General features: G+C 62.8%; 23 protein-coding genes and 1 pseudogene. 19 read left to right on the top strand and 5 right to left on the bottom strand.

Annotation, left to right across the window (positions count from 1 at the left end):
• Positions 1 to 172: 172 nt before the first annotated feature.
• Together ABL922_RS02720 and ABL922_RS02715 are read left to right on the top strand one after the other, a co-directional pair.
• A protein-coding gene (locus ABL922_RS02720; RefSeq protein ID WP_349022666.1) for an IS5 family transposase occupies positions 173 to 930 on the top strand; the annotation gives its coding sequence in 2 pieces (ribosomal slippage) (positions 173 to 506 and positions 506 to 930; 759 coding nt in all).
• A 438-nt stretch (positions 931 to 1,368) separates the two neighbouring features.
• Positions 1,369 to 2,592 carry a tyrosine-type recombinase/integrase gene (locus tag ABL922_RS02715; RefSeq protein ID WP_349022665.1) on the top strand — a complete coding sequence of 408 codons (1,224 nt, stop codon included), beginning with the start codon at positions 1,369 to 1,371 and terminating at the stop codon, positions 2,590 to 2,592.
• 12 nt (positions 2,593 to 2,604) lie between these two features.
• Here ABL922_RS02715 and ABL922_RS02710 read toward each other — a convergent pair whose 3' ends face one another.
• Both ABL922_RS02710 and ABL922_RS02705 read right to left on the bottom strand, forming a co-directional pair.
• Entirely contained in the window at positions 2,605 to 2,835 is a 231-nt protein-coding gene (locus tag ABL922_RS02710) for a DUF5818 domain-containing protein (RefSeq protein WP_349022664.1), read from the bottom strand.
• The gene (locus ABL922_RS02705) at positions 2,832 to 3,500 is read right to left on the bottom strand and encodes a lytic transglycosylase domain-containing protein (protein WP_349022663.1); all 669 of its coding nucleotides are present in this window, start codon (positions 3,498 to 3,500) and stop codon (positions 2,832 to 2,834) included. The genes ABL922_RS02710 and ABL922_RS02705 overlap by 4 nt, the downstream gene beginning before the upstream one ends.
• A gap of 127 nt (positions 3,501 to 3,627) precedes the next feature.
• Between ABL922_RS02705 and ABL922_RS02700 the strand changes: the two genes are divergently transcribed.
• From ABL922_RS02700 to ABL922_RS02690, 3 genes and pseudogenes are all read left to right on the top strand, one after another.
• Positions 3,628 to 4,524: a toprim domain-containing protein gene (locus tag ABL922_RS02700; protein WP_349022662.1), complete on the top strand. Its 897-nt coding sequence runs from the start codon at positions 3,628 to 3,630 to the stop codon at positions 4,522 to 4,524.
• Between the two features lie 75 nt (positions 4,525 to 4,599).
• Positions 4,600 to 8,841 carry a strawberry notch family protein gene (locus ABL922_RS02695; protein ID WP_349022661.1) on the top strand — a complete coding sequence of 1,414 codons (4,242 nt, stop codon included), beginning with the start codon at positions 4,600 to 4,602 and terminating at the stop codon, positions 8,839 to 8,841.
• A 96-nt stretch (positions 8,842 to 8,937) separates the two neighbouring features.
• Positions 8,938 to 9,200, top strand: a pseudogene (locus ABL922_RS02690) (transposase); the annotation flags it as partial.
• Positions 9,201 to 9,367: 167 nt separating this feature from the next.
• On the opposite strand, the gene ABL922_RS02685 reads toward ABL922_RS02690, so the two are convergent.
• Both ABL922_RS02685 and ABL922_RS02680 read right to left on the bottom strand, forming a co-directional pair.
• A complete protein-coding gene (locus ABL922_RS02685) occupies positions 9,368 to 9,694 on the bottom strand; it encodes a 2Fe-2S iron-sulfur cluster-binding protein (protein WP_349022660.1) in 327 nt (108 codons plus the stop codon).
• A 29-nt stretch (positions 9,695 to 9,723) separates the two neighbouring features.
• A complete protein-coding gene (locus ABL922_RS02680) occupies positions 9,724 to 11,001 on the bottom strand; it encodes a cytochrome P450 (protein ID WP_349022659.1) in 1,278 nt (425 codons plus the stop codon).
• A 151-nt stretch (positions 11,002 to 11,152) separates the two neighbouring features.
• Here ABL922_RS02680 and ABL922_RS02675 point away from each other — a divergent pair, with 151 nt between their 5' ends.
• From ABL922_RS02675 to ABL922_RS02630, 10 genes are all read left to right on the top strand, one after another.
• A complete protein-coding gene (locus ABL922_RS02675; RefSeq protein ID WP_349022658.1) occupies positions 11,153 to 11,941 on the top strand; it encodes an FCD domain-containing protein in 789 nt (262 codons plus the stop codon).
• 12 nt (positions 11,942 to 11,953) lie between these two features.
• Entirely contained in the window at positions 11,954 to 13,093 is a 1,140-nt protein-coding gene (locus ABL922_RS02670) for a nitronate monooxygenase (protein ID WP_349022657.1), read from the top strand.
• A gap of 16 nt (positions 13,094 to 13,109) precedes the next feature.
• Positions 13,110 to 14,285 (top strand): transporter, encoded by a 1,176-nt coding sequence (locus ABL922_RS02665; RefSeq protein WP_349022656.1) that lies wholly within the window; start codon positions 13,110 to 13,112, stop codon positions 14,283 to 14,285.
• On the top strand, positions 14,282 to 14,758 hold the full coding sequence (locus tag ABL922_RS02660) for an OB-fold domain-containing protein (protein WP_349022655.1): 477 nt from the start codon (positions 14,282 to 14,284) through the stop codon (positions 14,756 to 14,758). The genes ABL922_RS02665 and ABL922_RS02660 overlap by 4 nt, the downstream gene beginning before the upstream one ends.
• Positions 14,755 to 15,978, top strand: a complete 1,224-nt coding sequence (locus ABL922_RS02655) for an acyl-CoA dehydrogenase family protein (protein WP_349022654.1) — start codon at positions 14,755 to 14,757, stop codon at positions 15,976 to 15,978. Before ABL922_RS02660 ends, ABL922_RS02655 begins: the two co-directional genes overlap by 4 nt.
• Positions 15,978 to 17,069: an acyl-CoA dehydrogenase family protein gene (locus tag ABL922_RS02650; protein WP_349022653.1), complete on the top strand. Its 1,092-nt coding sequence runs from the start codon at positions 15,978 to 15,980 to the stop codon at positions 17,067 to 17,069. Before ABL922_RS02655 ends, ABL922_RS02650 begins: the two co-directional genes overlap by 1 nt.
• Positions 17,070 to 17,093: 24 nt before the next feature.
• Entirely contained in the window at positions 17,094 to 18,707 is a 1,614-nt protein-coding gene (locus tag ABL922_RS02645) for an acyl-CoA synthetase (protein WP_349022652.1), read from the top strand.
• Entirely contained in the window at positions 18,704 to 20,311 is a 1,608-nt protein-coding gene (locus ABL922_RS02640) for an NAD(P)/FAD-dependent oxidoreductase (protein ID WP_349022651.1), read from the top strand. The genes ABL922_RS02645 and ABL922_RS02640 overlap by 4 nt, the downstream gene beginning before the upstream one ends.
• Positions 20,312 to 20,328: 17 nt before the next feature.
• A complete protein-coding gene (locus tag ABL922_RS02635; protein ID WP_349022650.1) occupies positions 20,329 to 21,288 on the top strand; it encodes an alpha/beta hydrolase in 960 nt (319 codons plus the stop codon).
• A 113-nt stretch (positions 21,289 to 21,401) separates the two neighbouring features.
• Positions 21,402 to 22,187 carry a hypothetical protein gene (locus ABL922_RS02630; protein WP_349022649.1) on the top strand — a complete coding sequence of 262 codons (786 nt, stop codon included), beginning with the start codon at positions 21,402 to 21,404 and terminating at the stop codon, positions 22,185 to 22,187.
• Between the two features lie 55 nt (positions 22,188 to 22,242).
• Here ABL922_RS02630 and ABL922_RS02625 read toward each other — a convergent pair whose 3' ends face one another.
• Positions 22,243 to 22,695 (bottom strand): MarR family transcriptional regulator, encoded by a 453-nt coding sequence (locus tag ABL922_RS02625; RefSeq protein WP_349022648.1) that lies wholly within the window; start codon positions 22,693 to 22,695, stop codon positions 22,243 to 22,245.
• Between the two features lie 74 nt (positions 22,696 to 22,769).
• On the opposite strand from ABL922_RS02625, the gene ABL922_RS02620 reads away from it, so the two are divergent.
• Genes ABL922_RS02620 through ABL922_RS02605 form a run of 4 tightly spaced genes read left to right on the top strand, consistent with a single transcriptional unit; the run spans position 22,770 to position 26,644 of the window.
• Positions 22,770 to 23,651, top strand: a complete 882-nt coding sequence (locus ABL922_RS02620) for an alpha/beta hydrolase (protein WP_349022647.1) — start codon at positions 22,770 to 22,772, stop codon at positions 23,649 to 23,651.
• Positions 23,648 to 24,061: a hotdog fold thioesterase gene (locus ABL922_RS02615; RefSeq protein ID WP_349022646.1), complete on the top strand. Its 414-nt coding sequence runs from the start codon at positions 23,648 to 23,650 to the stop codon at positions 24,059 to 24,061. Before ABL922_RS02620 ends, ABL922_RS02615 begins: the two co-directional genes overlap by 4 nt.
• Positions 24,051 to 25,502, top strand: a complete 1,452-nt coding sequence (locus ABL922_RS02610; protein ID WP_349022645.1) for an efflux transporter outer membrane subunit — start codon at positions 24,051 to 24,053, stop codon at positions 25,500 to 25,502. The genes ABL922_RS02615 and ABL922_RS02610 overlap by 11 nt, the downstream gene beginning before the upstream one ends.
• Complete coding sequence (locus ABL922_RS02605) at positions 25,499 to 26,644, top strand: EmrA/EmrK family multidrug efflux transporter periplasmic adaptor subunit (RefSeq protein ID WP_349022644.1); 1,146 nt, start codon at positions 25,499 to 25,501, stop codon at positions 26,642 to 26,644. The genes ABL922_RS02610 and ABL922_RS02605 overlap by 4 nt, the downstream gene beginning before the upstream one ends.
• Position 26,645 lies beyond the last annotated feature (1 nt).

Genomic DNA, 26,645 nt, shown 5'->3' with positions numbered 1-26,645 from the left:
GCTGAATCCGAGAGCCATCACTTTCGGGATTCGATCGAGCTGAATCTCGAGGGTGACATTGCTAGCCTGCTTGATGGCGATTGAACTGAGACAACTAGGGTCCGGACCCAATAAGCGGATTCCCATTGCGTCCGTGATGTGATTCACTGCCTCAGCGAAGGAGGCGTTGGCGATGGCCGATTTCTTTTGGTTTTCGGATGAGCAGTGGTCGCGGATCGAGCCGCTGCTGCCCTCTGGTTTGCGCGGTGCACGGCGGGTCGATGATCGCCGGGTGCTGTCAGGGATCGTCCATGCCTTGCAAAGCGGTGGACGCTGGGGCGATTGCCCGCCGGTCTATGGCCCGAAAAAGACGCTCTACAACCGCTTCGTACGCTGGGCCGAGCGCGGGATCTGGCAGGACATCTTCAGCGCGCTGGCCGGAGCCGAAGGCATTCCCGACCGGCTGTTCATCGACAGCACCTGCATCAAGGTACACCGCACGGCAGGAGGCGCAAAAGGGGGGCCTTGGCCAATGGTATCGGCCAGACACGCGGGGGACGAAACTCCAAGGTCCACGTCATCTGCGACGTGAAGGGCCGCCCCTGCGTGCTGATGATAACCCCCGGCAATATCCACGATATGAAGGTCGCCAAGGCTTGTATCGCGGCCATGCCTCCGTCTGCCGAACTGGTCGGCGACAAGGGCTACGACAGCAACGACCTGCGCGCCTGGCTCGCCGAGCGGGGGACCACCGCCGTCATCCCTTCCAAGTGCAACCGCAAGATCCAACTCGATTGGGATCGCGCCATCTACAAGCAGCGCAACGTCGTCGAACGCATGTTCTGCCGCTTCAAGGACTGGCGCAGGGTCGCCACCCGCTTCGACCGCAACATCAAAACCTTCATGGCAACCATCGCGCTCGCCGCAACGGTCATCTGGTGGCTCAAATGAGTCCGGACCCTAGCCAAGGCGGAGACGAGAACCGCGGTCGCAAATGGCCTCAAGAGCTGTCCAATTACGTTGCATTGTGCCCTGCGAAGTGTGCAGCGACCGGCGATGTTGAGAATATTTTGCACCACCAGCGCAACACCGGGCTCAGGGTCAAGCGAGGGTTGGTGCGTATAAGTTATTGAGAGTTATAGTAAATTTGGTCGGGACGAGAGGATTCGAACCTCCGACCCCCACACCCCCAGCTTGAAAAATTGGCACTTTTTGGCCTAAGATTAGTTGCTGAAAACCTTGTAGAAACCTTGGATTTCTGCCCAGATCGGAGCAATATCCACCTTGCTCTGGTGGTGCATTTGTTCTAATTATGTTCCATATAGTTTCGGCAATTTGCACCACCAGTGCACCACCAGAAATTGCTTCAAGATTGAAGGGTAGATCAGGATGCGCGTCAGTCTGACGAGGGACTTCGTCAAAAAGATCCCGATACCAAAGAGGCCGATCGACTACCGCGACACGCGCCTCAAGGGACTCATTCTAAGGGCGATGCCGAGCGGCGTAAAGTCCTGGTACTGCGAATACGCCAGGGCAAAACGGGTATGGTTGGGGCGTGTCGATGCGGTTGGCTATTCCGAAGCATTCGAGGCGGCTCAAACGATCCTGTCGGAATCCTACCGCGGGATCGACCCGATTGAAGCACGCAAGCCGAAAGCCGAACTGCCAAAGCTAATTGACTTCCTCGACGGAGACTACGGAGGGTGGGCTCGAGCCAATCAACGTGCCCACGAGAAGAATCTCGCCCGGTTGAAGACCGCCTTCAAGTCGCTCCTTCAGAAGAAATTGGATGGAATCTCCGGCCTCGACATTGAGCGCTGGCGCGCGAAACAGGTCGAGCGTGGACTCAGTCACGAGACAATCAACCGTGACATCTCGTCGCTCAAAGCCTGCTTCAACCGAGCAGTTGATTGGGAAATCCTGCAGCGGAACCCTCTGGCCAAGGTCAAGAAGGTCAGGACCGACGATCGCGTGAAGGTGCGGTTCCTTTCGAAAGATGAGGAACTACGGCTGCGCAATGCCCTCGACGATCGTGAAGAGCGTCGGTGTCGAGAACGAGACTCAGCAAATGCGTGGAGGGCTGCGAGAGAGTATGAACTTCTTTCGGATTTACGTGACCAGCATTTCACCGATCACCTAAAGCCCTTGGTCATGCTCTCCATCAACACGGGAGCGCGGCGAGGCGAATTGTTCGATCTGACTTGGGAGAATGTCGATCTGAAGCGGCGCACGCTCACCGTTAGCGGGGTCTCAGCAAAATCAAAGCGGACCAGGCATATTGCACTTAATCGCGAAGCGATGTCTGTGATCACAGGTTGGCAAGAGCAGACTGAAGGGACCGAAGGGCTCGTCTTTGTCAATGGCGAGGGTCAGCGCTTCGGATGGATCAAAACGTCATGGAGCAAACTACTAAAAGACGCGGAGATCGAGAATTTCCGCTGGCACGACATGCGTCATCATTTTGCCTCGCACCTAGTTATGGGCGGTGTTGATCTCAATACCGTGCGTGAGCTGCTTGGTCACAGCGACTATGCAATGACCTTGCGGTATGCTCACCTAGCTCCGGAGCACAAATTGAAGGCTGTTGAGGTGTTGGATCGGCGGGCAGTTTAAATGCTTGTGAGGTCAGCCCGAGAAATGGCTCTCGCCAATCCATTCAACATTGAGCCGGTCATATCCGGTTTGAACTCCCTCGACCGTTACTCGCTGCCCAACCAAATCCGGATCCACATGTTCGCGATCGATAACCCAAATATCACCGGCATCGGTGAGAATGTTCAGGCCGCGTCCGCCGTCATGGAGCACTCCGCTCACCCGTATCCGCCGATTGCTGCCATTCCCATACATCGAAATCATCTAGTCCCCCAGAACTCCAAGACATTCCGTACATAGGACGGGGTTTCACCGTTGAGCGGAATGCCGCCAGCGCGCTCAACCGCGCCGGGCCCTGCATTATAGGCTGCCACGGCTAAATGGACCATGCCGAACTTGTCCAGCATCTGGCGCAGGTATCGCGCCGCAGCCAACAGGTTCGCGCGCGGATCGAACCGGTTGGTAACCCCCAGCTCACGCGCGGTCTTGGGCATCAATTGCCCGAGACCTGCCGCACCGGCACCGCTGATGGCAAAGGGATTGTAGCGGGATTCGGTCCAGATCAGTGCATCGAGCAGGCCAGTAGGCAGGCCGTATTGCGTTTCTGCGGCATAGACGTGCGGCAGATAGGCCGCGCGTCGGAAGTTCGGCGCAATGCCTGGCGACCGCTTTGATCCTCGTCGCGACGTGGCACTTGGAGTGCCCAAGACTGCGTCCGACGAAATACCTGCCGATGGCAGCTGGGCCGTCGGCGAGTGCCAGACTCCGTGTGTGACAAGTTCGAAGCCAGCGTCTGAGTTTTCGATGCGATAGCCTGAGGCTGGGTTGGGCGACGGCGCTGAAACGGTGCCGTCATCTTGCGCTACGGCAGGAGTGGTGGTCGCGAGTCCTGCCACCGCGAGGAGGGCAGCGATCAGTTTTTGAGCCATTTTCGATTCCTTCTCTAGTCGAATCGAATGAGAACATATAGAGAACATACGTTGTAGGAAAACGCATTGTCAGTGGCGCAGAGCGGAGGCTGCGCGGGTGGAGGCATGTCACCGATGGAGATGCCCCATGTCCCAATGCCACAGGCGCTCGGCGCTTGAAGCCCGCGCTCGCAAGATCGTCGAGGCGCTGGGAGGCACCTGGTCGCGCTCGCGCGGCATGTGCTGCTGTCCCGCCCATGCCGACCGCACGCCGTCGCTCAGCATCACACTCGGCAAGCGCGCGATCCTGGTTCATTGCTTTGCTGGTTGCACCAACCAGGCAGTGATGCAGGGCCTCGCCAAGGTCGGGGTCCGGATTTCCGACCTGTTCGACGGGAAGGGCGAGGCGATCACATCGGCACCGCGCGAAGAGATCGCCGATCGCAATGCGCTCCGGCTGTGGCGCGATGCAGCGATCCTCGCCGACAGCCCAGCCGCCCGCTACCTTGCGGGCCGCGCTATCACCACTTCTTCGCCGGACCTCCGCTTCCACCCCCGCATGCCGCTGGGACCCAAAGGCGCAGTCCGATTCCTCCCTGCAATGGTCGCGGCAGTCCGCAACGATGCCGGCGTGCTGGCGCTGCACCGGACCTTCCTCGATCCGGCGAGCCGGGGCCTTGCGCCGTTCGACCAACCCAAGCGTGCGCTCGGTAGCCTCGGTGCGGGGGCAGTCCGCCTGGCATTCCCGCGCGCTGGCCGTCTGGGTCTCGCCGAAGGGATCGAAACGGCGCTCTCGGCGATGCAGCTGTTCGGCATCCCCTGCTGGGCGACGCTTGGCAACGAGCGCTTCGGCCTGGTCACGATCCCGGAGTCGGTGTGCGAGTTGCACCTGTTCGTCGACAACGATGCTGGCGGCCTTTTGGCCGACGAGCGCGCCCGCGAAGCTTATGCCTGCGAGGGTCGCCGGATTGTCACCCGACGGCCCGAGCGAACCGATGACGATTGGAACGACGTGCTGATGCGCCGCGTCCGCGTGACGGTTTGAGCATCTCTGAGAGGAAAGGGGGCTTGGGGCCTTTTGAGGCCCCGGACGGACTTGGGCCCCGTCAGGAGGTTCCCAATGTCCCACGCTTCACCCGCTTTCGCCTTTCCCGCTCCCGCCGAGCCGCTTGTGCTCAGCGCGGCCCGCGAGCTCGCTGTTCGGCTAGGCGCCTGCCAGATCGTCACGCGCAGCGTCCTCAATGCGATCATGAGCGAGCAATTTGGCGGCAGCGATGCCGACGGACGCTGGTCGGTGCGCGATGCTCACGCGGCGCTCGAGTTGGCCCAGGTGCTGCTTCTGAATCAGGCTACCACGCTGACCTGCGATATGCCGTCCGGTTCGGCGGATCGCGCCTTTACCCGCCTCGAAGCGCAGGTGCCCAGCCAGACCACCCGCAGCGACGAACAGATCGAGTGGCAGCAGTTCGCCACCCCGCCGCGGATCGCCTGGCTCGCCGCGCGGTCTTGCGCGATTTCTCCCGGCGAACTTGTGCTCGAACCATCGGCCGGAACCGGCATGCTCGCAATCTGGGCTGCGAAAGCGGGTGCGCGGCTTGCGCTCAATGAGATTTCGCCGCTGCGCCGTGAGTGCCTCGCAGCCATGTTCCCGGGCGCGTCGGTGACCGGCCACGATGGCGAATTGTTCGACGAACTGCTCGAGCCCAGTGTCGCTCCGAGTGCAGTGTTGATGAACCCACCCTATTCGTACGGAATCGAGCGCGGCCACGATGGGCGCACCGGCGCGCGCCACCTGCGTTCCTCCTGGAAACGCCTGGCTTCAGGCGGTCGCCTCGTCGCGGTGATGTCTGAATGGTTCGATCTGCCACGCTTTCTCGCCGGGATCGCCGGGCCGATTGCGATCCGTCTCAACGCCGCGATTGAACGAGGCTTCGTGAAGCAGGGCACGTCGATCACCACCCGTTTGCTCGTGCTCGACAAGATCGATGCCGGTGCCAGCCCGACCATTGCGAAGCCCGTGACTTTCGAGGAGCTCTGCTGGCTGGTCGATGCACTGCCTTTGCGGAAAAGCGGGTCGCAGGAACCGGCCCGTGTCGTGCGCGGGCCAGCCTTGCCGCTCCGCCTGGTTGCTGGCGCCAGGAAGCCGGTTCCGCTGGTATCCAAGCCAATTGTCGCCGCGCCATCGGTCATCCCGCTTGCCTACGAGCCGCTCCAGGCCGCCGCCCCGATCGCCGAGCAGATCGGGCATTACCTGCCCTACCGGCCCAGCCGCATCGCGATTCCCGGTGCGTGTGAGCATCCGACCCCGCTCGTTGAATCCGTCGCAATGGGCTCGATCACCGCGCCGGTGCCACGGGCGGTGCCGCACCTTCCTTCCGATCTCATTGCCAAGGGCGTGCTTTCAGCCGCTCAGGCCGAGACGCTGATCTATGCCGCGAGCGCGCACTCCTGCGATCTCTCCGGTCGTTACGAACCCGAGGACAGGGGCTGTGCGCTCAAAGCCATCGGCGAGGGCAAATGTTATCGCATGGGCTACTTCCTTGGCGATGGCACTGGGGCCGGGAAGGGCCGGCAGGTGGCCTCGGTCATGCTTGACCGCTGGGTGCGCGGCGAGCGCCGTCACATCTGGATATCGAAAAACGAGGCGCTGCTCGAAGATGCGCGCCGCGACTGGTCTGCGCTCGGCGGTTTGCCGATCGACGTGCAGCCGCTCGGACAGTGGAAGCTCGGTGTTCCGGTCGGAATGCGCGAGGGCATCCTTTTCGTCACCTATCCGACCCTGCGATCCGGGCGCAGTGATGCGACCCGGCTTGACCAGCTCCTCGATTGGGCCGGGGAAGACTTCGAAGGGGTGATCGTCTTCGATGAAGCTCACGCAATGGCCAACGCTGCGGGAGGCGAAGGTTCGCGCGGCAAGGTCAAGGGTTCGGAGCAGGGGGTCGCTGGCGTTCGCCTGCAGAACCTCCTGCCGCGTGCACGGGTGCTCTATGCCTCGGCCACCGGTGCCTCAGACGTCAACAACCTCGCATACGCGACCCGGCTCGGCCTGTGGGGTCCCGAGACCGCCTTTGCCAATCGCGAGACCTTTGTCGCCGACATCCGCGACGGCGGCATCGCCGCGATGGAACTGGTCGCCCGCGATTTGAAGTCGCTCGGGCTCTACACCGCGCGGGCCTTGTCGTTCGCCGGAGTTGAATACGAAATCCTTGAGCACTGCCTTACAGCCGACCAGATCGCGGTCTATGACGCCTATGCTGAGGCTTGGGCGATCATCCATGCCAACCTGCGCGAGGCGCTCGAAGCGACCCGGATCGTCGATCAGGACAGCGGCGACATTCTGAACTCCGGTGCCAAGGCGGCGGCGCTGTCGATCTTCGAGGGCACCAAGCAGCGCTTCTTTGCGCAAGTGCTGCTTTCGATGAAGTTGCCGAGCCTGCTTCCCGCGATCGAGACCGCACTGGCCGAGGGCAATGCCGTGGTGGTGCAACTCGTCTCGACTGCCGAGGCCATGCTCAACCGTCGCCTTGCCGATCTGTCGAATGCCGAACGTGAAGCGCTCGAGATCGACCTCAGCCCGCGTGAATATGTGATAGACTACCTCACCAAGAGCTTCCCGGTGCGGCTGATGGCCGTGTTTACCGACGAGAACGGCAACCCGCGTTCCGTGCCGATGAGCGACGATATTGGTGCGCCGGTGCTGTGCCGCTCCGCGCTCGCCGCCCGCGATCGGATGATCGAACAGCTCTGCGCGCTGCCGCCAATTGCGACCGCGCTCGACGCGATCATTGAGCGGTTCGGGGTCGATCAAGTCGCCGAAGTGACCGGCAGAAGCCGCCGACTGATCGTCGGGAGCGATGGACGCCAGAAGCTGCAATCGCGAAAGGCCAGCGCCAACGTCGCCGAGACCCAGGCATTCATGGATGGGAGCAAGCAGGTTCTGGTCTTCTCCGATGCTGGCGGGACCGGGCGCAGTTACCATGCCGATCTTGCTGTGAAGAACCAGGCGCGGCGGGTGCACTTCCTGCTCGAACCGGGCTGGCGCGCCGATGCCGCAATTCAGGGACTCGGGCGGACCAACCGCACCAACCAGGCATCCGCGCCGCTGTTCCGGCCGGTGACCACCGATGTACGCGGAGAGCGGCGGTTCATCTCGACAATCGCGAGGCGGCTCGACAGCCTCGGCGCCCTGACCCGCGGCCAGCGCCAGACGGGCGGACAAAACTTGTTCGACCCTGCCGACAATCTCGAAAGCAGCTACGCCAAGGAGGCGCTTCACCGCTGGTTTGGCCTACTGTTCACCGGCAAGCTCGACGCCGTAACACTTGGTCGGTTCGAGGAACTGACGGGACTCAGGATCGAAGGATCCGACGGATCGATGGTCGACGATCTTCCGACGATCCAGCGCTGGCTCAATCGGCTCCTCGCGCTGCCGATCGCCCTGCAGAATGGCATCTTTGACGAGTTCCTCGGTCTCGTTGAAGCGCGGATCGATGCTGCCCGGCAAGCGGGCACGCTCGACCTCGGGGTCGAGACCATCGCGGTCGAGCACTTCGACGTCTTGTCCGACACGCTGCTGCGCACTGACGCGCTCTCGGGCGCGACAACCCATCTCCTCGAAATCGAGATCGCCCGCGCACTGAGGCCGTTGGTGCTCGCGCGTCTGGAGGAACTGCACGGCCTGACGGGCGAGCGGCAGCGCATGATGCGTAACAGCCGCTCGGGCCGGATCGGACTGCTTGTCCCGGCACGCAGCCTGCTCGCCGATGATGGGGCGCGGATCGCGCGCTTCGAACTCGTCCGGCCATTGAAACGCGGCTACCTCACCGCCGATCAACTGGGCGAGAGCAGTTGGGAGCCGACCGACGCGGCCGAGTTTCGCCGTCTCTGGCAAGCCGAGGTCGATGAGGCCGCCACCAGCCACAAGCGCGAACGCCTTCACCTCGCGACCGGGCTGCTGCTGCCGGTCTGGGATAAACTGCCATCCGACTACGTCCGTGTGAGCCGGATCTCGGCGCGCGACGGGCGCTCGCTGCTCGGCCGCGAGGTTCCGTTGCATTGCGTCCCCGAGCTCTGCCAGGCACTCGGCCTGGGACGCGAACATGCTTTCTCGGCCGAGCAGGTCGTCGAGGCTGTGCTTGCAGGGCGGCCGATGCAGGTGAAGGGACGCGAGACGCTCACACTCAAGCGCAGCCTGGTCAACGGTGCGCAGCGGCTCGAGCTTGCCGGTTGGTCAGCCGCGCGGCTCGATTGGTACAAAGCCCATGGCTGCTTCACCGAGATCATCCGCTACCAGACGCGATTGTTCGTTCCCCTCGACGGAGCAAGCAGTGTTCTGGCGCAAATCGGCGAATGCCCAAGCTAGTTGCCGGGCCTGGGCGATCGGGCCAGTTTCATGCCGAGTCTCCGGTCTGGAATTCGCCGCACCAGTCGCTTCCCTCCGACATGGCCCTGCACCAGGTTCCCCACCCAGCATCGCACGAAGTTGCACTCCAAGATTTCTCTTGAGCGCCTCAACAAGGAGGTCAAGCGGCGGCCGATATCATCGGCATCTTCCCCAACGAGAACAGCATCATCCGCCTCGTCGGTGCAGTCCTGCTGGAACAGAATGATGAGTGGCAGCTCCTGCACCACTAGATGCAGGTCGAGGGCATGGCGGAGCTCAATCAACTCATGATCGAGGAGGAAGATCCGCACCTACAAATCACTGCAAAAGCCGCCTGACGATAACCCCTGGCCAGCGCCAAAATCACGCCACATCGACGGACGAAACCCGAAATTTTAGGCGGCCTGCCTCGCCAATCCAAGACTCGTTGGCTGTTCTGGAACTAGCGATATCACCGCCCGATGCGGTGTATTCGGCACACCTAGTTCTCGCCATAACCGCGCCGTCAGTACTGCTGCTCCGGGACATGGAGGACAAGCCCGTCAAGCCGATTATCAAGCGTGATCTGGCAAGCCAGCCGGCTTTCATCCGTGGTTCCCTCGGCAAACTGAAGCAAATCGGCCTCCATACTGCCATCGGCAAGGCATCCGACCCGGTCGATCCATGTTGGATCGACATGGACATGACATGTGGCACAAGCGCACTGGCCACCACAATCGCCGTCGATTCCCGGGACATCGTTGAACAGTGCCGCTTCGCGCGCCGTCATACCGGATGCGATTTCAACGGGAAACCGGCGACCATCATGGGCAACAAAGGTGACCTTGACCATAGAACTGCAACTTTCCTTTGGCGCGGAAATCAGTGCGCGTGAAGTTTGACCGGCAGGCGGGTGATGCCGCGAACAAGGTTTGACAGCAGTCGCTCGGGCTCGCCAACGACCTCCACGAAGTGGAAGCGCTTCTGGATTTCTTCCCAGATGATCCGAAGCTGCAATTCGGCCAGGCGGTTGCCCATGCAGCGATGGATGCCGTAGCCGAACGAAAGGTGTTGGCGCGGGTTCTTCCGGTCGATGATGAACTCCTCGGGCCGGTCGATCACCGTTTCGTCGCGGTTGCCCGAAAGATACCACATGACGACTTTGGCACCCTTGGCGATGCGCTTTCCGCCGATCTCGCTGTCTTCCAGCGCGGTTCGACGCATGTGGGTGAGCGGGGTCTGCCAGCGTATGATTTCGGGAACCATGCTGCCGATCAAGGCGGGGTCGTGCCGCAACTTGTCATACTGATCGGGATGCCGGTTCAGCGCGAGAACCCCGCCGCTGATCGAATTGCGGGTAGTGTCGTTTCCGCCCACGATCAGAAGCAGCAGGTTGCCCAGGAATTCGAGGAACGGCATTTCGCGCGTGGCGCGCGAATTCGCCATCATCGAGATCAGATCGTTACCTCCCGGCTGGTCGATCCGCTGGTCCCAGAGCCCTTTGAAATACATCGCACACTCGATAAGCTCTTCGCGGCGCTGCTCGAAGGTGTCGACTATTCCTGCCCCCGGTATCGCGGTCGTGACATCGGACCAGCGGGTCAGGCGTGCCCGCTCATCCCAGGGAAAATCGAACAGGGTTGCCAGCGTCATGGTGGTCAATTCGACCGAAACGCTCTGGACCCAGTCGATCTCCTCACCGACTGGCAGCGAATCAAGAATCGCACCGGCACGTTCGCGGATTACGGGTTCGAGCAGCAGCAGGTTCGACGGCGCCACTGCCGGAGTGACCGCCTTGCGCTGCGCGTCGTGCTTGGGCTGGTCCATCGCGATGAACATCTCGAGCTCGAGATTGCTCTGGTCACTGTGCATGTCCTGGATCGCAATCCCGCCGAGCTTGGCTTCGGATGAAAACGCCTTGTGGTTGGTATCGACCGCCATGATGTCGTTGTATCTGGTGATCGACCAGTAGGGTCCGTAGGCGCTTTCGGCGCAATAGTGGACCGGGTCCTCACGCCGCAGCCGCTCGAAAAAGGCCCCGACCTTGTCGCTCTGGAACAGGCTCGGGCGAGAAACGTCGATTTCCTCAATAGGTATGTTGGCCACAGCCCGGGCAAGCTCGGCCTCGTCCAGATCGGTTGGAATTGCCTGTGTGGCCATGATCGCCTCCCTCAGCACAGTCTGCTTTGGGCTGGATAAGGGCGAATCGCCGATGTGTCAATAAATAGTATAAGGGATTGATTGGCAATCGTCGATATAGGTTGATATAGGGGTGCGTGTTGACAGCGTTTTGATTAATTCTTATCAGAATATGATGCGATCCGGTCACAACCCTGTCCGCCCGGCGGTACCCGCCGCAAGCTTTGTTCAGATCAAGGCCAAGCGCGCCCTGTTGCTTGCCCGCGAGATTGTCGAAGACATCGAGAGTAACGCGCAGGGGCCGGGTGATCGGCTTCCCCACGAGCATGCCATGCTGGCACGCTACGATGTGGCGCGCGCCACGCTGCGCGAGGCGCTGCGTTTTCTCGAATTGCAGGGTGTGATCCATCTCGCTCCGGGTCGGGGCGGCGGACCGGTTATCACCCGTCCGCAGACCGCAGATTTCGCCAGCTCGATGGCGCTGGTTTTGCAATTCATGGATACCGACCTTCGGGCGCTGCTCGAACTGCGCGAGGCGGTTGCCCCGATGGTTGCGGCGCGGGCTGCGGAGATGGCTACCGTTGCCGATCTTGCCGCGCTCGAGGATTGCCTGGCACAACTCGAGCGTGAGCGCGACGGACCGGGATTCGAGGAAACCAATCGGCGATTTCACGATCTTCTGGGCTGGGCCAGCGGAAACCCGGCCTTCGGTCTGCTGGTCTCCGCTTTGCACCTGTTGACCCGCAGCATGTCAGTGGGTCTGGGCTATTCGGTACAGGAGCGCGACGCCCAGTTGAGGTGCCTCGGCCGCGTGCTTCACGCCGTGCGGATGCGCGACGCTGTGGGTGCCCGGCGCCAGATGGAACGGCTGATCGATGGATCTACCCGCTATCTGGCAGAGCGCAGTCCCGATCTGCTCGCGCAAAAGGTCCGCTGGGGGGACGCAAGCCGGGAAACTTGAAGGAGAGAGACAATGGCTTTGAACAGCCGCATTTGCGACTTGCTGAAGATTGAATACCCGATCGTCCTCGCCGGCATGGGTGGGGCAAGCGTTCCGGCGCTGGCGGCTGCGGTTTCCAATGCTGGCGGGCTTGGCGTCCTGGGCGCCGCAGCCTGCGCGCCCGAGCGACTGCGGGAATGGATTCGCCAGACCCGCGAACTGACCGACAAGCCGTTTGGGGTCGATACCCTGCTGCCGGCTTCGGTGCGCCGGGGCAAGCCTCCGCAAAGCGGCGCCGCGCTCGCCGATCCGATGGCGCTGGCGGCCGAATACCGCGAGTTCGCCGAGGATTTCATGGCCCGCGAAGGATTGGCTAGGGCAGATGGCGAGGCAGTAAGGCGCGCGATTGGCGGGCGCGATGCCGAGGGCGGTCCGCCGTTGTTCTCAAAAGAGTTCTTCGAAGCGCAGATGGAAGTGGTGATCGAGGAGAAGGTGGCGGTCTATGCGGCTGGCCTTGGAAATCCCGGCCCGTGGATGGACCGGCTCCATGCCAACGGGACGGTCGTCATGGCGGTGATCGGCAAGGTCAAGCACGCGCAGCAGGTGGTCGAAAGCGGTGTCGATGTGATCGTCGCCCAGGGCCACGACGGCGGCGGACACAATTCACCGATCGGGACAATATCGCTGATCCCGCAGGTGGTCGATGCCGTGGGCGACCGGGTGCCGGTGCTGGGCGCAGGCGGCATTTCCGACGGACGCGGGGTGGCCGCTGCCTTCATGCTGGGCGCGGAAGGCGCCTGGGTCGGCACGGCGTTCCTTGCCACCGAGGAGGCGGGGATCGAGGACTTCCAGAAGGAGGCGATCGTCGATGGCGGAGATGCCGATACCGTGGTCAGCCGGTCGATCACCGGCAAACCGGCGCGGATGATCCGCAACAAATGGGCTGACGCCTGGGTTGCGGCCGGCAAGGAACCGCTGCCCATGCCTTATCAGTCGATGATCTCCGGCCCGGTTATGGCCGCAGGCATCCAGGCCAGGCGCAAGGATATCCTGCCTGGCTTCGCCGGACAGGGGATCGGCCTGATCCACGCGGTGCGCCCTGCCGCCGAAGTAATGGCCGACCTGGTTTCTGAAGCCGAACGCGCACTCGCGCTTGCCAGCCGTTTCCGCTGATGCGGGGGCGAGGCGCATGACCGGATTTTCCGACAAAGCCGCAATTACCGGAATTGGCGAAACCGATTTCGTCAAGGGCACCGAACGCAGCGCGGTCGACATGATGCTGGAGGCCTCGCGCCGCGCGATCGCCGACGCGGGACTGAAACCGGGCGACATCGACGGCATGATCCCGCCGCCGATTTATACGACGTCCGAGGAGTTGGCCGCCAACCTGGGGATCGATGTGTTGCGCTATGCCGCGACGGTCCACATGGGCGGTGCCAGTCCGACGACTGCGTTGCAAAACGCGGCCATGGCTATCGCTGCGGGCCTGTGCGACCATGTCCTTGTCACCCTTGGTTGGAACGGGTTTTCCGCGCTGCGCCCCAAGCCCGGCGCGCCGCCGACCCGGTCGATGAACATGACCACGCTGACCAACACGATCCAGGGCTATTACATTCCCTATGGCGTTTTTCTGCCGGTGCAGATGTATGCTTGGCTGGCGACCCGCCACTCCCGGCTTTACGGGGTTGGACCGGAGGCGATGGGCGCGGTGGCGCTGGCCTGTCGCAAGCACGCCCAGCTAAACCCCAAGGCCTTCACCTACGGTCGCCCGCTCGACTGGGATACCTACGCCACATCACGCTGGATTTCCGAGCCCTTCCGGCTTTACGACTGTTGTCTTGAAACCGACGGAGCCTGCGCTGTGGTGGTCTCGGGGATCGACAAGGCGCGCGACATGCCCCACGTGCCGGTGACGATTGCCGGGGCGGCGGAAGGGCACCCATATCCGGCCGACGACATTCCCTCGCGTCCCGATCCGTTCAAGATCGGGCTTTCCTACGCCGCTCCGAAAGCTTTCGCGATGGCCGGAGTGACCCGTGAGGACATGGACTTCCTGCAGATCTACGACTGTTTTACCTACGTGGTACTGCTGCAGCTGGAAGCGCTGGGTTACTGCGAGCCGGGCGGGCAGCTCGATTTCGTAAGGGACGGACAGATCGAACTTGGCGGGCGCTATCCGCTCAACACCCACGGCGGGTTGCTCAGCGAAGCGCATGTCTGGGGCCTCAACCATGTGGTCGAGGCGGTCCGCCAGCTGCGCCACGACTGCGGCGATCGGCAGGTCGAAAACGCCCAGACCGGCCTGGTCACCGGCTGGGGCGATCTGGGCGACGGCAGCATCGCCATCTTGCGGAGGTTCACATGAGCCACGATGCAGAACTTCCTCCCAAGCAGCGGCCTGATGCGCAGACCCGGCCAGCCAAGCCGCGGCCGCGTCCGCAGGACCCCGTAGAGCAGGAATTCTGGCGGCTGTGCCAGGATGGCCAGCTGCATTTCCAGCGCTGTTCCTCCTGCGGCACCTGGCGCCATCTGCCGCGCTACATGTGCGCCCGCTGCGGTTCTCCCGAGTTCGCCTGGCAGCCCAGCACCGGTAGGGGCACCTTGTTCTCATGGACCGTCACGCACCAGGCCCTGCACCCGGCATTTGCCCACGAAATCCCGTTCATTGCGGCCTTGGTCGAGCTGGAGGAAGGGGTGCGCATGGCGACCCGGCTGATCGAATGCACTGTGGATCGGATCGAACTCGACATGCCGGTCGAACTGACCTTCGAGCCGCTGGGGGACGATTTTCGGCTGCCGGTGTTCCGGCCGGCTGCGAGTGGAGAACACGCGCCATGAACCTCGAATATGGCCCTGAATACGAGCGCTTCCGCGCCGAAGTGCGCGATTTTCTGACCCGCAATGGCCACCGCGCCCCGGAACCGGCCCAGCGTGCAGCGCGCCCGACGGCCGAAGCGGTCGTCTGGCAGAACCTGCTGCTGGAACGTGGCTACACCGCGCGGACCATTCCGCGCGAATATGGCGGCTACGGCGCCGCGCCCAACATCCTGGAAGCGCGGATCATCGCCGAGGAGTTCGTCCGTGCCTCCGTGCCTGGCGGGCTGTCGAACCAGGGCATCTCGATGCTGGTTCCGACCCTGCTCGAACTCGGCACCGAGGAGCAGAAGCGCCGCTGGATCGAACCCACCCTGCGCGGTGAGATCGTCTGGTGTCAGGGCTATTCAGAACCCGGCGCGGGCTCCGATCTGGCCAGTCTGCGCACCAGCGCCCGCGAGGAAAACGGCCACTTCGTGATCAATGGACAGAAGATCTGGACCAGCACCGCGCGGCAGGCCGACATGATCTTCTGCCTGGTGCGGACCGAGACCGAGGCACCCAAGCACGCGGGCATTTCCTATCTGATCTTCTCGATGGACCTGCCGGGGATCGAGGTCCGCCCGCTCAAGACGATGACCGGGCACGCTGAATTCAACGAGACGTTCTTCACCGACGTGCGGGTGCCGGTCGATCAGATCGTCGGCCAGCGCGGCCAGGGCTGGTTCGTCGCCAATGCGACGCTCGGCCACGAACGCGGGATGCTGGGCGATCCCGATGCGCTTGAAAGCCGCCTGCTGGCGCTGATCAGGCTGATGCAGGAGGAGCAGGTCGGATGCGCTCGCGCGATTGACAATCCCGTGCTGCGCGACCGTCTTGTTGCCCTGCAGGCGGAAGTCGCGGCGATGAAATACAACGGGATGCGCGTGCTTTCCAACCAGCTCAAGGGCGATCCGGGAGGCATGGCCAAACTGATCGTCAAGCTGCAGAGCTGCGAACTGGCGCACCAGATCTCGGCTCTTGCGATCGACGCCATGGGCGAACTAGGCATCCTGTATGGCGGCAGCCCGCGCGAACGCGAAGGCGGCAACTGGCAATGGAACTACATGTTCCAGCTGGGGCTTATCATCGGCGGCGGCACCGCGCAGATCCAGAAGAACATCATCGCCGAGCGCGGCCTCAACATGCCGCGCGAACCGCGACTTGCGCTCGACGCCGCCCAGAGCCGGAAGGAAGTCGCCTGATGGATTTCGGTCTTTCACCCGAACAGGAAATGCTCAGGGACACGGTCGGACGCTGCCTCTCGGAAATCTGCCCGCTCGATCACGTGCGCTCCTGCTTGGATGCGGGCAGTGCGGTCAGCGACCAGGTCGCGGCTGCGCTCCATGATATCGGGCTGACCGGCCTGATGGTACCCGAAGCGCATGGCGGGCTTGGGATGACACTGCTCGATGCGGCGGTGGCGGCCGAGCAGCTTGGCCGGGCAGTGGCTCCCGCGCCGTTCCTGGCGCGCAGCGTGCTCGCCCCGCTGGCGCTGATGCTGGCGGGTTCGGAGGCGCAGCAGGACGAATGGCTGCCCCGGATAGCTTCCGGCGAAGTGCGTTTTGGCGTTGCGATCGGGGGCATCGTCGAGGAGCGCGATGGCGCGAAGGTCAGGGCCGGTGACGGCAGGCTGACCGGCACCGCGCTGTTCGCGCTCGACCTTGCGGGGGCAGACCATTTCATTGTCGCCGATGATTCAGGGAGGCTTCATCTGCTTGCCGCAACGGCGACCGGGGTTGAACGGATCGCCTTGCAGACCATCGACGCAACCCGCAGCGTCGGCGAGTTGCGGCTGACCGGCGCACCGGCCGAACCCCTTGCCGACGATGGCGGCCTGGCAGCGCGGCGGCTGCGCGACGCTGGGCGGGTCTTGCTTGCAGCGGACAGTCTCGGGGCGGGCGAGGTGATGATCGAGAAGGCGGTCGCCTATGCCGGAGAGCGCGAGCAGTTCGGGCGGGTCATCGGCAGCTTCCAAGCGGTCAAGCATATGTGCGCAGAAATGGCCGCTCGGCACGAACCGTGCCGCGCTCTGGTGTGGTATGCCGCGCACGCCTTCGACGCCGTTCCCGAGGCGGCGGCGCTTGTGGCCTGCCACGCAAAATCGCTCACTGGTGAGGTCCACCGCTTCGTGGCGCGAACCGCGACAGAGGTGCACGGCGGGATGGGCTTTACTGACCTGCTTGGCCTGCACTTCTGGTTCAAGCGGATCGGCTTCGACCGCCAGGTGTTTGGCGGACCGGAGCGAGTCCGGTTCGAAGCAGCGCAGCTTCAGGGATTGACCGCAACTACATAGAACGACGGGTCGGGAGATAAGAAGATGACCGAGTGGAATTTCGGCGACATACTGGATGCGATCGAACCGGCGCTTCCTCTCGATGCCCCGGCGCTGATCCATGGGGACCGGCAGATCACCTGGTCGGAAATGGCCGCTCGGTCCAACAATCTTGCCCGCGCGCTGCGCGCCAGGGGAATCGAGCCAGGTGCCAAAGTGGCCTTCTATATGCGCAACCGACCGGAATACGGCGAGTCAATGGCCGCCTGCTTCAAGGCCCGGTTGACTCACGTCAATATCAACTACCGCTACAATCCGGACGAGGTGCTTTACATCTTCGAAGATTCCGATGCCGAGGCGATCATCTACAGTAGCGAATTCCGCGATTGCATTGTCGAATTAAAGGACCGGCTAGGCAAGGCCCGGATCTTTGTAGAAATAGGCGATCCGGGGGCGATCGCACCGTTTGCCGAACCTTACGAGACGCTGGCGGCGCAAGGCGACGGTTCGCCGCTGGGCATAGCCCGTTCGCCCGGCGACATGCTGTTCATCTACACCGGCGGCACCACCGGCATGCCCAAGGGGGTGATGTGGCGCCACGATAACCTGCGGCGGGCGCAACTCGATTCCGCTGGCTTGCTTGGTCCGGCGCCGCAGGACATGGACGAAACCGTCGAGATGATCCGCGCGGACGGACCGGGCCGGGTATTCCTTTCCGCCTGTCCGATGATGCATGGAACCGGTCTTCTCTCTGCCCTGGGCACGATGATGGGGGGAGGCTGCATCGTGACGCTCGATAGTCCGTCGTTCGACGCGGATGAGTTATGGCGCGCCGTCGAGAAACACCGGGTGCAGTCGATCGCGATCGTCGGCGATGCCTTCGCCAAGCCGATGCTCACCGCGCTCGACAACGCGCCGGGGCGTTACGACACCTCGAGTCTTATTTCGATCCTCTCGTCAGGGGTCATGTGGAGCCGAGAGGTCAAGGACGGGCTGATCCGGCACATTCCGCAGGTCGCGTTGATGGACGCCTTCGGCGCATCCGAGGGGCTTGGTTATGGCCTGTCGGTGGCCACCGCGCAGGGATCCGTCCAGACCGCCAAATTCATGATCGGCGAGCATTGCGACGTGTTCGACGAACAAGACACCAAGGTGGAAGCGGGCAGCGGCGTCGCCGGCTTCATCGCCCGCAAGGGCGCCATACCGATGGGCTATTACAAGGATCCGGAAAAGTCTGCGAAAACGTTCCGGACCATCGGCGGCGTGCGCTACTCGATCCCCGGCGACTGGTGCAGGGTGGAGGCTGACGGCAGCCTGACCCTGCTCGGCCGGGGCAGCGTTTGCATCAACACCGCCGGGGAAAAGGTCTATCCCGAAGAAGTCGAGGAAGCGCTCAAGACCCACCCGTCCGTGATAGATGCCCTGGTCGTGGGCGTGCCTGACGAAAAATGGGGCCAGGCCGTGACCGCAGTGGTTCGCCTGGAGGACGATGCCGCGCTCGACGAGGCCGGGCTCAAGGCCCATGTTCGCCAGCAGCTGGCCGGTTACAAGACCCCCAAGGCTGTCTATCGGGCCGGTATCGCGCTGCGCGCGTCGAACGGCAAGGCCGACTACGCCGCAGTAAGAGACTTCGCGATGCGCCAGGGCGGGGCGGCGTGAGCGGCGAAGCCAACAGTGACTGCGAGGCGCTGATCGTTGGCGCAGGCTTCAGCGGGGTCTATCTGCTTCACCGCCTGCGCGAGGCCGGCTTCGACGCCAGGCTGATCGATGCGGCCGAAGAGCCGGGCGGCATCTGGTACTGGAATTGCTACCCCGGCGCGCGCGTCGATTCGCAGGTGCCGCTGTACGAACTTTCGCTGCCAGAACTGTGGCGCGACTGGACCTGGAGCGAACGTTATCCCGGATGGCGCGAGCTGCGCGCCTATTTCCGCCATGTCTGCGACCGACTTGGACTCTGGCCCCATATGACCATGGGAACACGCATAGCGGGCGCTGAGTGGAATGAAGGCCAGCGCAAGTGGCGGGTCACGACCGGCGGAGGCGAAACGATCACGGCGCGCTACCTGCTGCCCTGTCTCGGGTTTGCCGCAAAGGCCTATGTGCCCGAAATCGCCGGACTGGAGACCTTTGCGGGCGAATGGCACCACACGGCCCACTGGCCGCAGCAAGGGCTGTCCATGGCCGGGCGCAAGGTGGCGATCATCGGCACGGGAGCCAGCGGTGTCCAGGTGGCGCAGGAAGCCGCAGCAGAAGCGGCCCAGGTCACCTTGCTACAGCGCACCCCGATTCTCGCGCTGCCGATGCGGCAGGAATCGCTGACTGCTGAGCAGCAGGAGCGGGAGAAAGCAGATTACCCGGCGATCTTTGCCGCCCGTCTCCAGACTGCCGGCGGCTTCGATACGGGCAGGGTCGACGCCTCCGCGCTCGAAGTCGACGAGGAAGAACGGCACCACTTGTTCGAGAAGCAGTGGCAGGCCGGTGGTCTGCGTTTCTGGTACGCCAATTTCGCCGATCTGCTGACCGACGAGCGTGCCAACCGCCACGCCTACGATTTTTGGCGCGACAAAACCAGGGCGCGGATCGCCAATCCGGCCTTGCACGAGACGCTGGCACCTAGCGAGCCGCCGCACCCCTTCGGAACCAAGCGTCCCTCGCTCGAGCGGAACTATTACGAGATCTTCGCCCAGAAAAATGTCGCGCTGGTCGATCTCTCGCGCTCGCCGATTCAGCGGATCGTGCCCGAGGGGATCGAAACCGCCGATGGGTTGATCGAATGCGAGCTGATCGTGTTTGCCACCGGCTTCGACGCCGGACGCGGCGGGCTCACGCAAATCGAGATCAGGGGGCGGGACGGTCGCAGCCTGACCGCTGCCTGGCATGACGAAGTGACCGCCTATCTCGGCTATGCCGTGCACGGCTTTCCCAACATGGCCTATCTTTACGGACCGCTCAGTCCTTCAGGCTTTTCCAACGGTCCGACCGCGGCAGAAATCCAGGGTGATTGGGTCCGCGACCTTCTGGTGAAGCTGCGCGAAGACAACTTCACGCGTTTCGAGGCGGAAATAGACGCGGAGCGCGAATGGACCGAGAGCGTTGCTGCGATCGGGACTATGACGCTCTTTCCCCGGGCAAAGTCCTGGTACATGGGCGACAATATTCCGGGCAAACCGCGGCAGTTGCTCAATTATCCCAGCGTAGTTGGCTTCGCGACGATCTCTAACGAAGTGGCAGCGGACGGGTACCGCGGCTTCACGCTGGCATGAACGGGGGACTACGACTGATGAACGTGACCACATCCGACATCACGCCGGAATGGGCGCCTGACCCGTCCGTCCTGCCGGGCTGGTTTGCTGAGGCCCTGGCTGTTCCGCGCGAGGAAGGCATCGTAACCGTTGATGGCGTGCGCATGCATTACTTCCGTTGGGGCAATCCGGCCGCGCCGCCGGTGCTGATGACCCATGGCTTCCTTTCGCACGCCCGCTGCTTCGCCTTTGTCGCCCCGTTTCTCGCCCGCGATTACCACGTGGTCGCTTATGACCTTTCCGGCATGGGTGACAGTGATGTGCGCGCGGACTGCGACATGGCGGCGCGCGGCCGCGAGATGATCGGGGTTGCCGAAGCCTTGGGCCTTCTCGGCCATGCCCGCAAACCCATCGTGGCCGCCCACAGTTTCGGCTCGGCAGTGGCGCTGGAGGCTCTCGAACTTGCCCCGGCCACTTTTGGCGGAGCCGTGATCTGCGACATGATGGTGCTCCGCCCGTCGGAGCTGGAAAAGTATAAGAGCAATGGCCGTACCAGCCCCGGCTCGGGCGATCCCAACCGGCCCCATCGCCGCTATCCCGACTACCCGAATGCCCGCGCACGGTATGTGTTGTCCCCGCCTCAGCCGGTGGGGGAACCGTTTCTGATGGATTACATGGCTTATCATGCGCTGCGCCGCGAAGGGATCAACTGGACCTGGAAGTTCTCACCCGCAGTATTCAAGCGCGACAATTCACAACGCTTGTGGCTTGAGATTGGCCCGCGCCTGATCGCCGCAACCGGTCGGAAGGCGATTATCCATGGCGAGAAGAGCCAGCTCTTTACGCGGGATTCACGCCAGTACCTGCGTGAACTGGGAGGGGAGGACATCCCGATCATCGCGGTTCCCGAAGCGCGACATCATTTGATGCTCGACCAGCCCCTGGCCTTCACCGCTGCCTTGCGCGCTGTCATCGAAGACTGGTCCACAGGTGACTGATTGAAGACGGTGCTGATGAAAAATGTACCTTCGAGCAGGATCCGCAGAACGGCATCAACGGAATTGTGAGCGCGCCAAAGGGTGTCGATGCAGCTAAAGCCAGGGAGACAGACATGACCAATGCACCTCAGATTCCCGAGCCGAAGCCCGCAGCGACGGTGCTTCTGGTACGTGATCAGCCCGAATTCCAGGTCCTGATGGTCAAGCGCCACCACCAGATCGACTTTGCGTCCGGCGCCCTGGTTTTCCCCGGGGGAAAGACGCATGGCGGCGACACCGACGAGCGCTGGGCCGAGCATGCAATTGGATGGGACGAACTGGATCCGGTGCAGCGAACTTTGCGGATCGGGGCGATCCGCGAGGCGTTCGAGGAAACCGGTATTCTGTTGGCGCAGACCGCCCAAGGCACACCTTTCGAGGACCCGTGCGACGCGTCGGTGAGAAGCGCCGTCGATGCTGGCAAGGTCGCTTTCATCGATGTCATTCGCGAACTGGGTGTCCACCTCAGGCTGGACGAGCTCGCCATCTTCGCTCGGTGGATTACCCCAACCATGATGCCCAAGCGGTTCGACACCTGGTTCTACGCCATGAGCGCTCCACCGGGACAAGTCGCGGCGTGTGATGGGCGCGAGACCGTCGATGCGGAATGGATCTCGCCGTCCGAGGCGATCCGATTGGCGGCTGTGGGCGAACGTACCATCATCTTTCCCACCTTGATGAACCTGAGGCTGCTCGCCGAGGCGGAAAGCGCGCAAGATTGCCTTTCCCGCGCAAGGCAACGCAGGCTGGTAACGGTGCTACCCGAGGTCTCGATCGAGAATGGCGAGCGTGTTCTGGTGATACCGCCCGACGCAGGCTATGGCTCCGTTTCGCAGCCGCTGAGGACGCTCGGCGCCTGATTCAAAGAACTACGCTGTTGACCTTCGAGCTCCGTCGGGGCCCGGCTTCCTGGCTTCAATCTTCAAGGTTCGAGGACATGATCGCGAGCATGTCCTTGACGATGTCCGCCTCTTCTTCGGAAATCCCGGTCAGGACCCGTTCGTAGATCCTGTCGGCTGCCGTGCGCAGCGAAGGGAGAATTTCGATCGCCTTGGGAAGCAGGTGCAGCGCCCAGATTCTGCGGTTGCCTTCGGCGGAGCGGCGCTCGACGAAGGCGGCTTTTTCCAGCTGGTCGATCACGTGCCCGACACTGGCTCGTTCCATTTCGAGGTGCTTAGCCAGTTCGGTCTGGGTGAGGCCGGGGGTCCGGTAGATATATCCAAGCGCGCGCCACTGGGTGCGGGACAGGCCGAATTTGACTGTACTTGCGTCGAAGAGCTTTCGCAGCTTGCGCGGCACCTCCTCGAGCAAGAAAACGAGATCGTCTGCCTCGGTGAGATAACCCTTGCCTGGCGCTGTATTTCCCATGGAAACGACAGCTAACGCATCTGGCGATGCATGAAAAGTCTTTACTGTAAAAAGTATTACAGTAAGAGATAAGCATGTTTTCTGATCTGACACTTGTTGGCCACTGTGGGCACAGAATCGCTGCCAGCGCCGAAGGTCCTGACGGGGGAACGCCGGTCTTGCTGGCGCACGGTGGTGGCCAGACGCGATGGGCATGGAAGAGGATTGCGAATCTCCTGGCGGAAAACGGGTTTCGGGCGATTGCCCTCGACCTGCGCGGCCATGGCGATAGTGCATGGGCCCCAGACGGGGCATATGCGATTGCCGACTTTGCTGGCGATTTGGCTGCCATTGCCAGCGCAATGGATCGCAAGCCTGCATTGGTTGGTGCTTCGCTGGGCGGCCTTGCGGGGATCCTGGCCGAAGGCGAACTCGGCCCGAACCTATTTGCATCGCTAACTTTGGTCGATGTCACCCCGCAACTGGATGCTGGCGGTGTCGCGCGCGTGATAGGCTTTATGGCAACCCATGCTGGCGAGGGGTTCGCCTCACCTGACGAAGCGGCGCGCGTGATTTCCGAATATCTTCCCAATCGTCCAAGCCGTAGCGCTTCGCCCGGCTTGGCGCGTTACCTGCGGCAAAAGGCGGATGGTCGCTATTACTGGCACTGGGATCCTGCATTTGTGACTGGGGTCATGCGCCAGGACGAAGATCAAAGCGAGGATCGTGGCTATGGCAGGGTAGAACTCAGCGAAGCTGCGCGAAGGCTGACCCTTCCTGTTCATCTTGTCCGCGGTGGATCGAGCGATCTCGTCTCGCCGGAGGCCGTGGCCCATTTCCGCGAGTTGGTTCCCCATGCAGAATACAGCGATATTGTTGATGCAACGCATATGGTCGTCGGCGACCAAAACGACCTCTTTGGCGAAACAGTCGTGGATTTCCTGATCCGCACCCATGCTCGAAAGGGGGGAGAATGACCCACAAGCCATCGTTTCCACAACTGGAGGCCTTGCGCGAATTGCTGCTGGTCGCCCCGTTCCATCGCTGGCTCGGGCTGGATATTGTCGCAGTGACCGCTGACGAGTTGATCCTCGAAATGCCGTGGCGGGATGAAATCGTCTCCAACCCGATGATCGGATCGGCGCACGGCGGTATCCTCTCCGCCCTGATCGATCTTACTGGACTCTATGCGATCAATGCGCTGGGCGGCTCGGCACGCGCCACCGCCGACATGCGCGTCGATTTTCACCGCCCGGCGACCACGGGTCCGCTCCGTGCAATTGGCCGGGTGGTCAAGCTCGGCAAGCAGTTGAGCGTCGCAGAGACCCGGATCGAGGACACGGATGGGCGGTTGCTCGCCAGCGGCAGGGGGGCCTATGTCGCCTAACCGCCGATTGCTCCTGCCGGCCTCGGCGATCCTGGCGCTCGCCGGCTGCGTTCCGGTGCCAAAATCCGGCATCAAGCCTGTTATGCAGACCGCCGACAGCATCGGGTCGTCGCAGACCCTTGCTGCGCGGGGTGACGCTGTCTGGCCACCGGATCAGTGGTGGCGGCTTGCCGGCGATCCGCAACTGACGGCGCTGATCGAGGAAGGGCTGGCGAACTCCCCGCAGGTCGCCGTGGCCACGGCCCGGATCAGACGCGCCGAGGCCGAAGCACAGCGCGTCGGCGCGGGCCGGCTGCCCTCCATCGGTGTGGACGGCGAGGCCGGTGTCCGGCGGCAGAGCGGTAACACGGGTATTCCCGCCGAGTTCCTCCCCGATGGCTGGAAGGATTACGGTCAAGTCTCGCTGACTTTCGGCTTCGATCCCGATTTGTGGGGGCGCAATCGCGCCGCCCATGCCGCTGCGACTTCGGAAGCACGCGCGGCCGTGGTCGATGCGGCCCAGGCACGGCTAGTCCTTTCGGTTGCGATCACCGCCGCATATGCCGAGCTTGGGCGTTACTACAGCGAGCGAGACATGGCCGAGGCGCTTCTGGCCAATCGCCACGCCACCCGCGAGCTAATTGCACAGCGCGAGCGCAACGGGCTCGACAACCGCGTCAGCCTGCGCCGGGCCGATGCCGAGGTCGCGCGCGCCGAAGGCAATCTGGCCGCTGCAGATGAGAGCATCGGGCTGCGGCGCAACCAGCTGGCGGCGCTAGTTGGCGCGGGACCGGATCGCGGCCTGGCGATCACGCGTCCACTACCTATTCCTTCGACTCCTGCGGGTCTTCCCGAAGGCGTAACCACCGAACTGCTTGGCAGGCGTCCCGACATTGTTGCCGCCCGCGAACGGGTCGAAGCGGCAGCGAGCCGGGTCAAGGTAGCGCGCGCTGGGTTCTTCCCGTCTATAAACCTGCGCGCATTGATCGGTCTGCAGGCGATCGGCCTTGGCAATCTAATCGATACCTCATCAAAATTCGGGTCCGTTGGACCGGCGATCAGCCTGCCGATCTTCCAGGGCGGTGCTTTGAAGGCGGAATATGGCAGCGCCCAGGCCGGATATGACGAGGCTGTCGCCGTCTATAACCAGACGGTGATCAGCGCCTACCAGCAAGTCGCGGATGCGGTCACCCAGCGCGACGCCGCCGACAGACGGCTTGCCGCAGCCCGCTCTGCGCTGTCAGCAAACGAAGATGCACAGGCGCTGTTGCGCACGCGCTACCAGGCGGGGCTGGCGAGCTATCTTGACGTGCTTAACAGCGAAGCCGGCTTGCATGAGCTGCAACTTGCGGTGGTAGACCTTGAAATCTACGAGCGCGGAGCGACCCTGGCGTTGATCCGGGCGCTTGGCGGCGGCTTCGGAACAGAGGCCAAGACATCCAAGGAACCGGCAGGATCATGAACGAAGCCACGAGCGAAATCCCTCCCGTCGATCCTGCCCTGTCGGAAGCGAGAAAGGCCGCACGCAAGCTGTGGCTACGGCGGCTTGCCGTGGTGCTGGCGCTGATCGCGCTGGGCTGGGGCATCTGGTATGTGCTGGTTGCGCGCAACTACGTCAGCACCGACAACGCCTATGTGAATGCGCAAATGGCGCAGGTGACACCGCTGATTGCCGCTCCCGCAGTCGAGGTTCTGGTCAAGGAAACCCAGCTGGTGAAAGCCGGTGACGTGCTCGTCAGGCTCGACAAGGCTGACGCTCGAATTGTTCTGGCACAGGCAGACGCGGATTTGGCGGCAACTCGCCGCCGCTTTCGCCAGACTCTTGCCAACAACACAGCGCTGGCTGCGCAAGTCGATACATCGAGTGCGGGCCTGGTGCAGGCGCAGGCGCAATACCGAATGGCATTGGCCGAACATGAAAAGGCAAAGATCGATCTGCGCCGCAGAGAAACCGTTGCAGCCAGCGGAGCCGTCTCGGGCGAGGAAGTGACCCAGGCTCGCAAGGCTTACGCAACCACGCTCGCTGCGCTTGACGCCGCACGCGGCGTGATTGCGCAAGCCGGATCGTCGAGGCGTGCGACCCAAGGCCAGTTTGCCGCCAACGATGCGTTGGTGCGCGGCCTGAGCGAAGATACCGATCCTGCCGTCCTGGCCGCAATGGCCAAGCGCGATGCTGCGCAACTCAATCTCGACCGGACCGAAATTCGCGCGCCGATCGACGGCGTCGTCAGTCGCTTGCAGGTCCAGGTCGGGCAGCGCCTCAACCCGGGCCAGACGATCATGACAATTGTCCCGCTGGCCAATGTCTATGTCGATGCCAATTTCAAGGAAGGGCAGTTACACCGGGTGCGCCTGGGCATGCCCGTGACGTTGACTGCTGCCATCTATAGATCGAGCGTGACCTACCACGGCAGAGTTGCCGGCTTTTCCGGCGGCACCGGCTCGTCGATGGCGGTGATCCCGGCGCAGAATGCGACCGGCAACTGGATCAAGGTGGTCCAGCGGCTGCCCGTCAGGATCGAGCTGAGACCTGACGAGTTGAAGCAACATCCTCTGCGGGTCGGCTTGTCGATGGACGTCGAAATCGACGTGTCGGGAGACTGAG

This window comes from Sphingorhabdus sp. (assembly GCF_040079335.1).
In the GTDB taxonomy this organism is placed as follows: Bacteria; Pseudomonadota; Alphaproteobacteria; order Sphingomonadales; family Sphingomonadaceae; genus Sphingorhabdus_B.
The sequence above is the reverse complement of the archived record's forward strand: the minus strand, read 5'-3'. Positions and strand labels throughout refer to the sequence as shown.